This window comes from Capnocytophaga sp. oral taxon 878 (genome assembly GCF_002999135.1).
Lineage (GTDB): Bacteria > Bacteroidota > Bacteroidia > Flavobacteriales > Flavobacteriaceae > Capnocytophaga.
This window is the reverse complement of the sequence record NZ_CP027229.1, coordinates 1,139,269-1,154,190: the sequence shown is the minus strand read 5'-3', so window position 1 is coordinate 1,154,190 and position 14,922 is coordinate 1,139,269. Positions and strand designations below refer to the sequence as shown.

15 protein-coding genes are annotated in these 14,922 nt (G+C 37.0%); 13 read left to right on the top strand and 2 right to left on the bottom strand.

The genetic code is table 11. From position 1 onward, the window contains the following. The first annotated feature begins 124 nt into the window (after positions 1 to 124). From C4H12_RS05315 to C4H12_RS05280, 9 genes are all read left to right on the top strand, one after another. Positions 125 to 430, top strand: coding sequence for a hypothetical protein (locus C4H12_RS05315; RefSeq protein ID WP_129588209.1), 306 nt, complete (start codon positions 125 to 127; stop codon positions 428 to 430). Between the two features lie 7 nt (positions 431 to 437). Beyond that, complete coding sequence (locus C4H12_RS05310; RefSeq protein WP_106098009.1) at positions 438 to 962, top strand: GNAT family N-acetyltransferase; 525 nt, start codon at positions 438 to 440, stop codon at positions 960 to 962. A 609-nt stretch (positions 963 to 1,571) separates the two neighbouring features. After that, complete coding sequence (locus C4H12_RS13830; RefSeq protein WP_254424817.1) at positions 1,572 to 1,700, top strand: helix-turn-helix domain-containing protein; 129 nt, start codon at positions 1,572 to 1,574, stop codon at positions 1,698 to 1,700. Positions 1,701 to 1,702: 2 nt separating this feature from the next. After that, positions 1,703 to 2,887, top strand: coding sequence for an ATP-binding protein (locus C4H12_RS05305; RefSeq protein WP_254424816.1), 1,185 nt, complete (start codon positions 1,703 to 1,705; stop codon positions 2,885 to 2,887). Positions 2,888 to 2,972: 85 nt separating this feature from the next. Beyond that, entirely contained in the window at positions 2,973 to 3,890 is a 918-nt protein-coding gene (locus C4H12_RS05300; RefSeq protein WP_106098008.1) for a DUF4300 family protein, read from the top strand. Between the two features lie 76 nt (positions 3,891 to 3,966). Next, positions 3,967 to 4,950 carry a UDP-N-acetylmuramate dehydrogenase gene (murB, locus tag C4H12_RS05295; RefSeq protein WP_106098007.1) on the top strand — a complete coding sequence of 328 codons (984 nt, stop codon included), beginning with the start codon at positions 3,967 to 3,969 and terminating at the stop codon, positions 4,948 to 4,950. A 26-nt stretch (positions 4,951 to 4,976) separates the two neighbouring features. Beyond that, a complete protein-coding gene (locus tag C4H12_RS05290) occupies positions 4,977 to 5,933 on the top strand; it encodes a glycosyltransferase family 2 protein (protein ID WP_106098006.1) in 957 nt (318 codons plus the stop codon). 60 nt (positions 5,934 to 5,993) lie between these two features. Next, positions 5,994 to 7,466, top strand: coding sequence for a cysteine--tRNA ligase (gene cysS, locus C4H12_RS05285; protein WP_106099436.1), 1,473 nt, complete (start codon positions 5,994 to 5,996; stop codon positions 7,464 to 7,466). Positions 7,467 to 7,510: 44 nt separating this feature from the next. After that, positions 7,511 to 8,485, top strand: a complete 975-nt coding sequence (locus C4H12_RS05280) for a deoxyhypusine synthase family protein (protein ID WP_106098005.1) — start codon at positions 7,511 to 7,513, stop codon at positions 8,483 to 8,485. Between the two features lie 63 nt (positions 8,486 to 8,548). On the opposite strand, the gene C4H12_RS05275 is transcribed toward C4H12_RS05280, so the two are convergent. Beyond that, positions 8,549 to 9,073, bottom strand: a complete 525-nt coding sequence (locus C4H12_RS05275) for a hypothetical protein (protein ID WP_106098004.1) — start codon at positions 9,071 to 9,073, stop codon at positions 8,549 to 8,551. 217 nt (positions 9,074 to 9,290) lie between these two features. Between C4H12_RS05275 and C4H12_RS05270 the strand changes: the two genes are divergently transcribed. From C4H12_RS05270 to C4H12_RS05255, 4 genes are all read left to right on the top strand, one after another. Then, complete coding sequence (locus tag C4H12_RS05270; RefSeq protein WP_106098003.1) at positions 9,291 to 9,896, top strand: SprT-like domain-containing protein; 606 nt, start codon at positions 9,291 to 9,293, stop codon at positions 9,894 to 9,896. Positions 9,897 to 10,011: 115 nt separating this feature from the next. Beyond that, entirely contained in the window at positions 10,012 to 10,827 is an 816-nt protein-coding gene (locus C4H12_RS05265) for an HAD family hydrolase (protein ID WP_106098002.1), read from the top strand. 10 nt (positions 10,828 to 10,837) lie between these two features. Beyond that, positions 10,838 to 12,394 (top strand): signal peptidase I, encoded by a 1,557-nt coding sequence (gene lepB / locus C4H12_RS05260; protein WP_106098001.1) that lies wholly within the window; start codon positions 10,838 to 10,840, stop codon positions 12,392 to 12,394. Between the two features lie 2 nt (positions 12,395 to 12,396). Then, complete coding sequence (locus tag C4H12_RS05255) at positions 12,397 to 13,017, top strand: WbqC family protein (RefSeq protein WP_106098000.1); 621 nt, start codon at positions 12,397 to 12,399, stop codon at positions 13,015 to 13,017. A 299-nt stretch (positions 13,018 to 13,316) separates the two neighbouring features. Here the strand turns inward: C4H12_RS05255 and bshC are convergent, their stop codons facing one another. Further along, the gene (gene bshC / locus C4H12_RS05250; RefSeq protein WP_106097999.1) at positions 13,317 to 14,918 is read right to left on the bottom strand and encodes a bacillithiol biosynthesis cysteine-adding enzyme BshC; all 1,602 of its coding nucleotides are present in this window, start codon (positions 14,916 to 14,918) and stop codon (positions 13,317 to 13,319) included. Between the last annotated feature and the right edge of the window lie 4 nt (positions 14,919 to 14,922).

Here is a 14,922-nt window from a genome sequence, read left to right as displayed (position 1 = left end):
CTACTAATGAAAATATTTTTTCAAGTCATTAGGTAACGATTTAGAAACCTAATTTTGAAAAAACCTGTCCAAATCGTCTAAGACTCTGTCTTCTCTTATCTTCCTATCAAAAAAATAATCCTCTTTGTATGAGTTAATTACATTATTTTTTGTAGTTTTGCATTTTAAATTAGCTTTTGTGGCAAAAGTGCAAGAAGAGCTTCATTCTCCTGCTTTTGGGAAAGATGAAAGTATATTAAATATATTGAAAGAAAAGTTGAATTTTTATGAAGACATAGCTTCTGTTTTCTATTTTATTTATAGGGAGGATAGTGTGAAATATCTGGAAAAAAGAGCCCTGATATTGGATAATTTGACTCCTATAGAATGTGTTGCCACAGAAGAGTTGGTACATAGATTACGAGAAGCATTGTTGAGATATCCTTATTAAAAATACTATGGAAACACTTTATACGACACGCCTTTTGCTTCGGGGGTGGGAAGTTACTGATGCTGAAGCTTTATACGTACAAGCGCACAATCCTATTATAGGCAAGATGTGCGGCTGGATGCCTCACAAAAGTGTAGCGGAGAGCCGAGATATTATAGAAAATGTACTTCGCAGCCCTCGTTCGTTTGCTATTTGTTTGCCTGATAACACGGTTATTGGTAGTGTGGGATTGCTTTTGCAGGGCGAGAGTAGACTTGGGGTAGGTGAAAATGAAGCTGAAATAGGCTATTGGATTGGAGAAGACTTTTGGGGTAAAGGCTATGTTACAGAAGCTACCCAAAGGGTAGTGCAATACGCCTTTGAGCAACAGCATTTTAGTAGATTATGGGCAGGTGCATACAAGGAGAATGTAGCCTCACAGCGAGTACTTGAAAAATGCGGTTTTGATTATCAATGTACTATTGAGGACTTTTTGATGCCACTTACAGGAGAGAGGCATACGATATTGGTATATACATTAAAAAACAATTAATTGCATTGATATGCAAAGTATGTGAAAGGGTTATAGCCTTTTTGAGACTGTTGCCTAATGAGTGAAATGACTGTGAAGAGCCTATTAAAGAGATAGAACAGTTAAATAATTACCAGAGTTGGTGATTTAGTTAGTAATTAGAGAAGCCTGAAAAGCATTAATTATTGCTTTTCGGGCTTTTTTGTTATAGGAGGTATGTAGCTTTAGGGGAGTTTTTTTTAGAGAGTTATGTTTGAGAGGGAATGTTGTGGTAAAAATGCAATGTTTTGCGGGATTTGTTGCGAAAAAAATAATAATGTATTTGTGCGTGAAATGGCTGATAATCAGAAGGATGATGTTTATCCTTCGTTTATAGTTCGTTTATAGTTCGTTCTTCGTTCGTTTGAGATTTGTGGTAGTTGGGGTGAATGCAATTGATTATTAGGGGATTATGATATTGTAAGTGAAGAAAGTGTAGGTTGAAGAATTATTAATGAAAGGGGAAAAAGATTGCGTTTTTGGCAATGGGATAAAGGGTGTGGAAAAGGGGAATAAGGACAAAAAATAGTACTTAATTTGTTAGTTTGGTAAATAGGTTGTACTTTTGTGCGTTCAAAAGAAGAGATATAAATGCACGAGACACAAAATATAGAATACAAAAGCTCTTGGCGTGATGAATATTTGAAGTGGATTTGTGGATTTGCCAATGCTAATGGGGTACTATCTTTATTGGTAAAAATGATAATGGGGAAACGGTAGGAGTGCCTGATGCGAAGAAACTATTAGAGGATATTCCTAATAAGGTAAGGGATGTATTGGGTATTTTGGTTGATGTGAATATGCACGAAACTCCGCAAGGAGCTTATCTTGAAGTAGAGGTTGAACCGTATCCTAATCCGGTGAATTATAAAGGGCAATATCATTACCGCAGTGGTGCTACCAAGCAAGAATTAAAAGGAGTGGCATTGGATAAATTTTTGTTGCAAAAGCAAGGGAAACGTTGGGATAGTGTACCTATTCCTAAAGTGAAAATTAGTGATTTGAAACAAGAAACCTTAATGTTTTTCCGTGAGAGAGGTATTAGAAGCAAGCGTTTGCCAGATAGTATTTTGCCTGAAAATGCTGAACAGCTTTTAGAAAACTTAAATCTTATAGAAGAAGGCTATTTAAAACGTGCTGCAGTATTGTTATTTCACCCTAATCCGGAGAAGTTTGTTACTGGAGCTTATGTTAAAATAGGCTACTTTCAGCGAGAAGCTGAGCTGGCGTTTCAAGATGAGGTACATGGCAATCTTATTGAACAAGTAGAGAAAACAGTTGAATTGCTTTTTACGAAATATATAAAGGCTTTTATCAGTTATGAAGGTATTCATAGGGTGGAAACTTATGAGTATCCTAAAGAAGCTGTGAGAGAGGCACTGCTTAATGCTATAGCACATAAAGATTATTCAGGCTTAACCCCTATACAAATAAGAGTATATCGTGACAAATTAATGATTTGGAATGAAGGTACTTTACCTGAGAATTGGACATTAGAAAAACTTTTGGAGCCGCATTCTTCACGTCCGTACAATCCAGATATTGCGAATGCTTTTTTTAGGTGTGGTTATGTAGAATCTTGGGGGAGAGGCATCAGTATAATGGCAGAACTTTGTGAAGCAGAAGGGCTTTTGCGTCCTTCTTATACAGTAGAAGGTTCGGACTTTTGGATTGAGTTTAAAGACCTTTTTAATGAGGTCGAATTGAAGCAAAGAGGACTGAATGAAAGGCAGATAAAGGCATTGTTCTTTGTAAAAGACAATGGCAAAATTACAAATAAAGGGTATATGGAGCTCAATAAAATATCTAACAGGACAGCTACTTATGAACTGAAAGAGATGGTTGAGAAATATAATATTTTTAAAATATTAGGAGCAAGTGTGAGTAGGCATTATGTTCTAAAATAATCCTAAAAAGCCCGCAGAAAAAAGGTTATTGCCCGCAAAAAGCCCGCAAAACCTATTAAAAGCCCGCAAAAATATTTTTTATATAATGAAAAAACTTTTATTAATTACAGCTTTTGCCTTGGTAGCTACGGCTTGCCAGCAACCTAAAACAGCCGAAGGAGATAGTACACTTCAGCTTACTTATTCAAACTTGGTAGATGCACCTACCCAACAACAAGTGCGAGAAGCCCTTGTGGAGGCAGGGGTATCGGCAACTAATGTTGATGCTTTTTTGGAGAGCGTAAATCTTTTTAACCAAACTGTGGGTAATAAGGCGGGTTTGGCACCCAAAGGCTTTACTACTATTAATGGTTTGCAGCCTAAATATGATGAGGTAGCCATACAAAAAAAATGGATGGATAAGTATCAAACTTTTCAGGGGTATAATTGTAGGCTAACTTCTTTTACTTTATTACGTGATTTGGTTGGCTTTAATGCTGATACAAAGCTTAATAAAGAAGAAGATGAGGTGCTTTTTATAGATAGAGAGTCTTTAAATAATGCTCCTAAAAAGTATTTTACAGCGCAAGAAGAAAATAATTTCTTTACTCTTTTTACAGAAGTGCCTACCACTAACACTAAAGAAATGGAAGCGCACTTGCAAAGGTTACAACAGGTGTGGAAAGAGCGAGGCATAGAGTTTCGTTATAAAGGAGACCCTGCTAAAGCATCGCTTATTTCGGTAGTTTTTCACTCACAGCTTTCCCCAGAAGAAAACTTCCTTTTTGTAGGCCACGTAGGGGTATTGGTGCCCTTTGAGGGTAAGTTGCTTTTTGTTGAAAAATTAGCTTTCCAAGAGCCTTATCAAGCAATAATATTTGCCAATCGGACTGAACTTAGTGATTACTTAATGAACCGCTATGATGTGGAGTGGAATCAGCCAACGGCTATTCCGTTCATTATGGAAAATGATGCTCTGCTAGAGGGGTATAGACCTAATCCGTACAAAGAAAAAAGTAATTAAATTTTTTAGTCTGCTTTTTTTGCCGTACCTTTGCCTTGATTTTCTAACCTATTATCCTTTAACTAAGGGCTATAGTATGCTGATACCTAATACTTTTAATATAAAAGCAGAAGCTGATACCTATCTTGCTATCCGCTCGGAAAGAGAGTTGATAGAGGCTTTGAAACAGTACTCTAATCCGTTTGTGTTGGGTGGAGGAAGTAATATGCTGCTTACCACAGATGTGACACAGCCTGTTTTTCATATACTACTGAAAGGGATTACCATTGTTAAAGAAACAGATGATGAAGTATGGCTTAAGGCACAAGCTGGGGAGAATTGGCACTCTTTTGTAATGCATAGTTTAGAACAGGGGTATGGAGGATTGGAGAATTTGGCTCTTATTTACGGTAATGTGGGCACCGCACCTGTGCAGAATATAGGAGCTTATGGGGTAGAGATTAAAGATGTTATGTATAGCTGTGAGGCAATAAATGTACATACCCAAGAGAAGCGTATATTTACTACGGGTGAATGTGATTTTGCTTATCGTGAATCTGTTTTTAAAGGTAAAGAAAAGGGGAATTACATTATTACAGCAGTCACTTTTAAATTAAGCAAACATAATCACCACTTGCATACCCAATACGGTGCTATACAAGAAAAACTTGCAGAGAGAGGGATTACACAACCAACTCCTAAACAAGTGGCTGAGGTAGTGATAAGTATAAGAGAAAGCAAATTACCTAATCCTGCTGAATTAGGGAATAGTGGTAGTTTCTTTAAAAATCCTATTATACTTACAGATGAATACCAGAAGCTACAACAGCAGTACCCAGATATGCCCTCATATACTGTAGATGTTACTCATACTAAAGTGCCTGCAGGTTGGCTTATAGACCGCTGTGGCCTTAAGGGGTATAGACAAGGAGATGCAGGTGTACATACCCACCAAGCCTTGGTGCTGGTAAATTATGGTAAGGCTACAGGACAAGAAGTTTTGGCTCTTGCCTACTATGTTAAGGAAGAGGTAGCTAAAAAGTTTGGTATTACTTTAGAATTTGAAGTGAATATCTTTTAACCTCTTATTTCTTATCTGAAAAGAAGATGAATATATCAATCGTTATACCCCTGCTGAATGAACAAGAATCACTGCCAGAGCTTTATGCGTGGATAGTGAGGGTGCTAGGTGCACACCAATATTCATACGAAATTATTTTTGTAGATGATGGAAGTACTGATGGCTCATGGCAGGTAATTAGAGAGCTTGCTATAAAAGACAATAAGATACAAGGAATACGATTTTTGCGCAATTACGGCAAATCGCAAGCCTTACACGCAGGTTTTAAGCAAGCACAAGGGGATGTGGTAATAACTATGGATGCAGACTTGCAAGACAGTCCTGAAGAAATACCTGCCCTTTACCAAATGATAACTGAAGAGGGATATGATCTTGTATCGGGGTGGAAGAAGAAGCGCTATGATTCTGTTTTAGCAAAGAATTTGCCTTCAAAATTATTTAATTGGGCAGCTCGCAAAACTTCTGGACTTACTTTACATGATTTTAATTGTGGGCTTAAGGCTTATCGAAATGAGGTGGTAAAGAATATAGAAGTATCGGGGGAGATGCATCGTTATATTCCTGTACTGGCAAAGAATGCTGGATTTGGAAGGATAACAGAAAAAGTAGTGCAGCACCAAGCAAGAAAATATGGGGTAACGAAGTTTGGTATGAATAGGTTTGTTAATGGTTTTTTAGACCTTATTACTATTAGTTTCTTATCGCATTTTGGGAAGCGACCTATGCATTTTTTTGGGGCATTGGGAGTGCTGATGTTCTTTATAGGATTTTTGTTTGCTGCTTATTTGGGTATTGACAAGTTATTTATCAATCCGAATGGTAGGCTTATAGCTAATCGGCCTCAGTTTTATATTGCACTTACCACAATGGTAATAGGTACACAACTTTTTATAGCAGGCTTTTTGGGTGAGATCATTTTAAAGACAAAAAGTAATGAGGAGCGCTATAAAGTACGAGAAAGAATAGGAGATGAAGTATTGTAATTACATACAATATAATAGAGAATAGATAGTTTTCAGTTATAGTTGAAGCAAAATATAAATATAATGAATCAATTAAAGATATTTAATTCATTAACCGGAGAGAAAGAAATTTTTAAGCCTTTACACGAAAATAATGTAGGGATGTATGTATGTGGACCTACTGTGTACAGCAATGTACATTTGGGCAATGTACGTACATTTATGTCGTTTGATTTTGTATATCGTACGCTGAAATTCTTAGGGTATAAAGTGCGCTATGTGCGCAATATTACAGATGCGGGGCACCTGACTGATGATGGCGATGTGAATAATGACCGCTTTGTAAAGCAATCGCGATTGGAGAAACTTGAACCTATGGAAATAGTACAAAAATATACTGTGGATTTTCATAAGGTATTACAGATATTTAATCTTTTGCCTCCTACTATAGAGCCTACTGCAACTGGGCATATATTGGAACAGATACAGCTTACTGAAAAACTACTTGCTGATGGTTTTGCCTATGAAAGTAATGGTTCGGTATATTTTGATGTATTAGAATATAATAAACGCGGGCTTAATTACGGTGAGCTTTCGCGTAGGAATATAGAAGAACTTTTTGCTAATACCCGTGATTTGGACGGGCAAGGAGAGAAGCGTAACCCTCAGGACTTTGCACTATGGAAGAAGGCATCGCCTGCACATATTATGCGCTGGGCATCGCCTTGGGGAGATGGGTTCCCTGGTTGGCACTTAGAATGTACAGTGATGAGCACGAAGTACTTGGGCAACCAGTTTGATATTCACGGAGGTGGTATGGACTTGAAGTTTCCGCACCACGAATGTGAAATAGCACAAGGAAAGGCAGGACATGGGGAGAGCCCTGTGCGCTACTGGATGCATGCTAATATGCTTACGATGAATGGGCAACGTATGAGTAAATCGACGGGGAATTATATACTGCCTATGCAACTTATAAGCGGGGAAAATACTTTCTTTGAGAAACCTTTTGCCCCAGCTGTAATACGTTTTTGCTTTATGCAGGCTCACTATCGTAGTGTGCTTGACATTTCGAATGAGGCTATGCTTGCTGCTGAAAAAGGTTTTAATAGGCTTATGGAAGCTGTAAAAACATTGAATGAAATGTCTACTGATTTAGAGCACCCAGGTCCCCTTTCGTATGAAATTGATCAATGGAAACAAAAATGTTATGATGCCCTTTTAGACGATTTTAATTCACCTATCCTCATAGCTCATCTTTTTGAAATGGTAAAATGGATAAATAGTGATGAGAAGATTTCGGTAGGAGAGTTACGTGAATTAAAGGACTTGATGAATGCCTTTGTGTATGATGTGCTTGGCTTGCAAAATGAGCAGCAAACAAGTAATAGCAATGATAAGCTGGATGGAGTGCTGCAACTACTTATCAATATGAGGATGGAGGCTAGGGCTAATAGAGACTGGGCTTTGTCGGATAAGATTAGGGATGAGCTTTTGGCTTTGGGCATACAGCTTAAAGATGGTAAAGAAGGAACAAGCTATACAGTTAGTTAGTAAATAAGTAGATTTTTAATTGTCAATTATAATTGTTTAAGATAATGAGTAAAGGACCTATTTCTCAGTTTATTGAGAAGAATTTTTTGCACTTTAATGCAGCGGCTTTGGTAGATGCTGCTAAAGGGTATGAAACCCATATTACTGAAGGTGGGAAAATGTTAGTAGCCTTAGCGGGTGCTATGAGTACTGCCGAGTTAGGGATATCACTTGCAGAGATGATTCGTGCGGGTAAGGTAGATATCATTTCATGTACAGGGGCTAACCTTGAAGAAGATGTGATGAACCTTGTTGCACACTCACACTACAAACGTGTACCACACTACCGTGACCTTACCCCTGAACAGGAAAAAGAACTATTGGACGGACACTATAACCGTGTAACTGATACTTGTATTCCTGAAGAGGAGGCTTTTCGCCGTTTGCAAAAACACTTAGAAGAGGTGTGGCATAGGGCTGAAAGTAAAGGAGAGCGCTATTTTCCTCATGAATATTTATACCAAGTGGTGAAATCGGGGGTATTGGAGCAATATTATGAAATTGATCCTAAAAACTCTTGGATATTGGCAGCTGCTGAAAGAAATCTGCCTATAGTGTGTCCGGGATGGGAAGACTCCACTACTGGTAATATTTTTGCTTCAAACGTGATTAAGGGTAACTTAAAAGCTTCGACTGTAAAGAGTGGTATTGAGTATATGATTTATCTTACTGAGTGGTATAGAGCTAACTCGGGAGGTAAAGGAGTTGGTTTCTTCCAAATAGGAGGTGGTATAGCTGGTGATTTCCCTATTTGTGTGGTGCCTATGATGTATCAGGATTTGGAGTGGGAAGATGTGCCTTTCTGGTCATATTTCTGTCAGATTTCTGACTCGACTACTAGTTACGGATCTTATTCGGGAGCTGTGCCTAATGAGAAGATTACGTGGGGTAAACTAGATGTAGATACTCCTAAATTTATAGTAGAATCGGATGCTACAATAGTGGCTCCGCTGATTTTTGCGTATCTTTTAGATAAGTAAGCTTTTAGATAGTAGATAAAAAAGGAGGTAAAACACTTGGTGTTTTACCTCCTTTTTTTGTTTCTACCTTATGAAGAAGGCTTGCTTGGGTTGTTCTTTTCGGATAAAAATATAGCCTTGATGATAGACGCTGATATGGGCGGTTACTTTGCTGCTGGAAATAAGCTGTTGCCATAACTTTTTATTTGTCCCTTCTTGATGAATGTTGTTGATAATGAGTATGCTATCATTGTGCATATAGCTGAGGTAGGTGGTGGCTTGCTGAGTAGGGTGATTGATGAATAATAGCTGAGGTAAGGGAGTGGTAGAGAGATGGGGTGTGAGGGTGCAGTGATCCTTCGGTGGTATGAGTTTGCTTAGTGTAGGATCATCGGTAAAGATGGTTTTTATGCTAAAATAGCGGATTATTTTTAGCAGTAGTAGTTGTTGTTTTGTGGATAGGGTAGGGGTAGGGGCTATGAGCTCCTTTTTTGTTGCTAACTGCTTGTTATAAAGGCATTGGGTGACAAAAAGATATACAAAAGGAGAGTGCACGCCGTGCTGATTAGTTGATTTTAATAAGAATTGTAAATAGCTTTTGAATGACATTTTTTATTAGCAGATGAGCGGGTTATGAGTGCAAAGGTAATAAAAAATTAGGGAATTGGCAAATTTGTAAATTGGGATATAAACAGACCTACTATCCTTCGTTTATAGTTCGTTTATCCTTCGTTATTCGTTCGTTCAGGATAGGGGGAGGGTAAGGGGATGTTGGGGGGAATATTTTTTTTGTGAGAATTAAAAATAATTCGTACATTTGCCTGCTATGAACGAGATACTTGCTAAATATTTACCCGAGAACGCAGTGGCTCCTTGTTTTGAACTTATAAAAGCAAATAACATTTATTTGAGGATTGTGAATGAGCGAAAGACAAGGCATGGTGATTATCGGCAACTTCCCAATGGGCAACATCTCATCACGATGAATGCTACGGCTAATAAATATAGGTTTTTGATTACTTTTATTCACGAGGTGGCACATTTGGTGGCTTTTGAACGTTATGGGAGACTTATTAAGCCCCACGGTAATGAATGGAAATATACTTTTAGGCAGATGATGTTGCCTTTTATTGTGCCTGAGGTGTTTCCGCAACAGTTATTGGGGGTGTTACAGCGACATTTTATGAACCCAATGTCCAGCAGTGATATTGACCCTGTGCTGGCAATTGCTTTGAAGCAATACGATGCTGTTGGTAATGTGAGTTTTATATATGAAATTCCGATAGGGAGTACTTTTCGGATTAAGGATGGGCGTGTGTTCCGGAAGGGGCAAAGGCGGGTGAAGTGTTATGACTGTACGGAGCTAAGTACGGGAAAGAAATATATTTTTCAGCCTCATGCTGAGGTGGAGATTATAAAAGAGATGGTGTAGGGTAGGCGGTGAGGATACTGCTGCTGGGGAGAAGGATAACTTTTTTGTAATAAAAAAGAGCTTTATTCAAAAAAAAGGCATTATCTTTGCAGTCTCAAAAAAAATCATACTCAAAATGTACAAAATTATATTTTCGGATATTGATGGGACGCTTCTTAATGGGGAGCGGGCTTTATCTGAAAGAACTATTGAACAAGTAGGGGCCTTGAAAGAGCCTTTTATATTGGTATCGTCACGGATGCCGCGACAGATGTATCATCTACAAAAGGATTTGGGAGTGATGGGTTTGCCTCTTATTGCCTATAATGGAGGTTTGGTACTTAATGGAGATAAGGTGTTGCATTCGGCTGCTATTCCGCTTTCAATATTGGAGGAAGTGGTGGCTTTAAATGAGCAATTATTTGGTGGTGAGATACATATCAGTTTTTATTACAGAGATGAATGGTATGTGCCCCAATATGACCAATGGGCTAAGCGTGAGGAACGCAATACATTGGTATCGCCTGAAGTGCTTGCTAACGGTGAGGTGCTAACGAAATGGAAGGAGGCAGGACATGGAGCTCATAAACTGATGCTAATGGGTGAAGAGGCTCTTATTGAGCGGATGTTTGGCTTACTGAATGAGAAATACGCCAATGTGATGCAGATTTATAGGGCAAAAGAGACATATATTGAGGTATCGGACATTAGTGTATCAAAACTTACAGGAGTAAAGATAGTGCTGGATGAGATTTATCATCTTTCATTGAAAGAAGCGATAGCTTTTGGTGATAACTATAATGACCTAGAGATGCTAGAGGGTGTGGGATGTGGTGTAGCAGTAGATAATGCACGCGAAGAAGTGAAGGCTGTGGCCAACCATATAACACTGCACCATAGTAAGGATGGGGTAGCAGAGTTTTTGAGACAGATAAAGGGTGACAAACTTTAATCATTAGACTATGGTATATTTATATATTTTAATTATTGCACAGCTCATTAATGGGCTATTTTTTTGGAAAGGTTATGAGAAGGCAGGCTATAAGGCTTGGCAAGCTTTTGTGCCTTTTTATAATACAGTTATCTTTTTGCGTATCATTTCACGTCCTTGGTGGTGGGTATTTTTGTTATATCTGCCTGTAATAGGGAATATTATGATAATAGTGATGACTTATGAGTGGTTACATGTATTTAACTATCGGAAGAAGCGTTATACACTTTTATCGGTTGTTACCTTGGGCTTATTTACAGCTTATGTGATGTATTTACCTAAGACTGTATATGTGGGTAAAGATGCGGATGTTATAAGGAAAAATGTATCGTCATGGGTGAGTGCTGTGCTGTTTGCCGTAGTAGCAGCATCGGGTATTCATACCTATTTTATTCAGCCTTATATGATACCAACATCGTCATTGGAAAAGACTTTATTAGTGGGGGATTTTCTTTTTGTGAGTAAGTTTCACTATGGAGTACGTGTGCCTATGACGCCACTATCACTACCTATGGTACATGATTCTATTCCAATAATAGGAACTAAATCATACATTAAGACGCCCCAATTACCTTACTTGCGCTTACCATCATTGCAGAAAGTAGAACGCAATGATATTACAGTGTTTAACTGGCCTACGGATACAGTGCGTTTTTTCAGGGATAATTCGGGTATACACGTAGATAAACCTATTGATAAAAAATCAAACTATGTAAAGCGTACAGTGGCTATACCAGGGGACGTGTTTGAGATAAAAGATGGTGATGTGTGGATTAATGGTAAGAAAGAGATTTACCCTGTGAGAGCAAAGCTACAAACTTCGTATATAGTGATTACTAAACCAAATATATTTAGTAGCACAGAAGAGTTTAGTGCGACAATGTATCATCAGTTTGGAGTTACAGACCCTTCGTATCAAGTAGCTAAAGATACTTATATTTTTACTTCGCTTACCAATGATGTAGCTAATGCGCTGGCAGCGAATAGTAGTATAGTTTCGGTAAGCAGGAATGTAAACAATAAAGGGTATAATCCTGCGATATTTCCGCATAGTCCTGCTTTTGCTTGGAATGAGGATAATTATGGACCTATTACTATCCCGGCAAAAGGTAAGGCAGTAGATTTAACAATTGAAAACTTGCCTTTGTACAAAAGTATTATAACTACTTATGAGCATAATATGCTGGAAGTGAAAGGAACAGATATTTATATTAATGGGCAGAAAGTTACGAGCTATACATTTGCTCAGGATTATTATTGGATGATGGGTGATAATAGACATAATTCGGAAGATAGTAGGTTCTGGGGATTTGTGCCTGAAGATCATATAGTAGGTAAGCCAGTATTGGTGTGGATGAGTATAGATAAATACCAGTCCGGTTTCAATAAAATACGTTGGAAGCGATTATTTACTACCGTGAATGGAGAAGGAGAGCCTGTGTCATACGGTTGGGTAGTGTTAGTACTTTTAGGTGGCTGGGGTGTCTATAGTTTGGTGAAGAAGAAGAAAGATAATAAAGCGACTTAAAGATGATAGAACAAGTGTTATTACATCCTACCTATTTTCCTTCAATAGCCCAATTTCATTTGTTATTGAGCAATCCTTGTATATTAGAGGTATCAGATAACTACCAGAAGCAGACATTGCGTAATCGCACTTATATTTATGGTGCAAATGGCAAACAAGCCTTGAACTTGCCTATCAAACATGTAGGAGGAGATACTGGTAGGCAGTTATTTAAAGATGTGAAAGTAGAAAATCACTTTGGGTGGCAGCGACTACATTGGAAGAGTTTAGAGACAGCTTATCGTACTTCGCCTTATTTTGAGTATTATGAGGATGATTTGGTACGTGTTTTTGAGAAATCATATACTTACCTATTGGATGTGAATATAGATACTATAGAGACAGTTTTAGCTTGTATGTTGGTACATATCAATTTTGATAGAACTACTACTTATGAAGCTGAACCAAAGTGTAAGGACTATCGTTACCTTAGTAGTGCTAAGAAAGAGTATCTAGTAAGTATGCCTGCTTATCACCAAATATTTTCAGATAAGTATGGGTTTATTCCTAACTTATCTGTTTTAGATCTTCTTTTTCATGAAGGACCTGATGCAGCATCATATCTGAAACAAGTGAGTTTATAGAGTATGTGTATAAAATAAAACTGTATAAAAACACATGATAGAATGTGTTTTTATACAGTTTTATTTATGTGTTTAGTATCCTAATGTTGTAGATATATTCAAAATAGATGTTGATTTATAGTGTTTTAAAGAATACTATATCTTGAAATAGAAGTTTGGCACGATATTTTCCTTATAATAGTTGAGGAGATGTTAATAAAGAACACATTCTTAATAAATCTCTTTTAATATTGGAGTTAGTAGTAGTATTTATATGCATTGTGAAAAAGGCTCTCTAAGGAATTAGAGAGCTTTTTTATTTAATACTCAACTATCGCAAATTGGTATTTGAAAGGATCAAGGTTTGCTACTAATTCAGAAATAAGGTTATTTCCTTTTGTTAAATAGAAGTCAGAAAAGTTTGCAAATCTTTCTTGTAAAGTTCCATTAGGAAACAGTTCTGTTTGCAAGGTAGTGATACGTTCTAGTTCATTGGAGTATTTGCGTTTTTGAGCTTTTAAAAGGCGCTTTTCTAATATATCTAACCCCTTTAGCTGGCGTACTTCTTGTGCTTTTACTGCATTTAGGAAAGTAATATCAGTATGGAAAGCTAACTCATGCAAAGCAGTAAACTGTTGTTGTAACACTTCCCTTTGAGGAGAAAAATCAATAGGAAATTCACTTAGTTGTTGGGCTTTCTTATTTTTTAAATCATTAGGTGTTAAGAATAAATCATGTGTAGAGAGTTGTAATTTTTGTAATTTATCAGCTTGTAATTTTGATATAAGCATAGCTGAGTTTCGCAGCATTAACATAGGGAAAGGTACTTTTTCTGCTTTGAAAAAGCTTTTTAACTCCAACCAATAGGCTATTTCTCCTCCCCCCCCAATATAAGCTAAGTTAGGTAATATTATTTCTTGATAAAGAGGTCGTAATAATACATTAGGAGAAAATCTTTCAGGATATGTATGTAATTCTTCTAAAATACTTTCTTTTGAAAAACGAATAGTAGTGTCATGTACCTCAAAGCTATTGTCAGTACGTACTATTCGGTGTCGCCCATCTTTGGTAAGGTAAAATATATTTATCTCACGAGGATTTACTTGGATAGGGTAGTTTTTATCAATAATTTGCAGTTTATTTATTGTTTTAGTAACTTCTTTATGAGCTATACTATGTAGTAAATCATCTTCTATGTAAGAAATGAACTGTTGTTTCAAAGTTTTATCATTTCCATCAATTATTACTACTCCATATTCCTCAAAAAGAGCATTTACCAAGTAGCGAGTAGCTTCAGCTAAGTTGTTATTTTTTAGATAGCTATCATTAAAAAGAGTACGTAGGGCATCGGCATTCTTCCCTAATCCTATTGCTTTATCAAAGGTTTGGAATACAGCTTCAAGAGTATTGGTGGAAAAATTACCTATTGCTCCTTTTTGTTCACTATGCCAGCTAATTGTGCGATTACTAAGGTGGAAATGGTTAATTTCTTCAAAATCGTGATCTTCTGTAGCCATCCAATATACAGGAACAAAGTGGTAATCAGTATAGAAATCCGATAACTGTTTAGCAGTGTTAATTACTGATATAATCTTGTAAATAAAATAAAGATGACCAGTAAACAAACTTAACTGATGTCCTGTTGTAATAGTAAAGGTATTTTCCTTAGATAAAAGCTCTATGTTCTTTAACACTTTAGGTGTTGTTTTTACCTCAGCATACTGTCTTTTAAGACTTGCTACTAATGTATTGCGTTTTTGATCTGAAAAATCATATTCTTTCTCATTAATTTGCTTTTTGAATTGCAATAAGGAAGGAAAATTATTGTAAAAAGGGCACAATTTCTCCTCCTCATTTACATAATCAGTAATGAGTTTCGAGAAAAAGCGAATCTCTTTATAGGGTATATAGGTAGCAGTCATACTC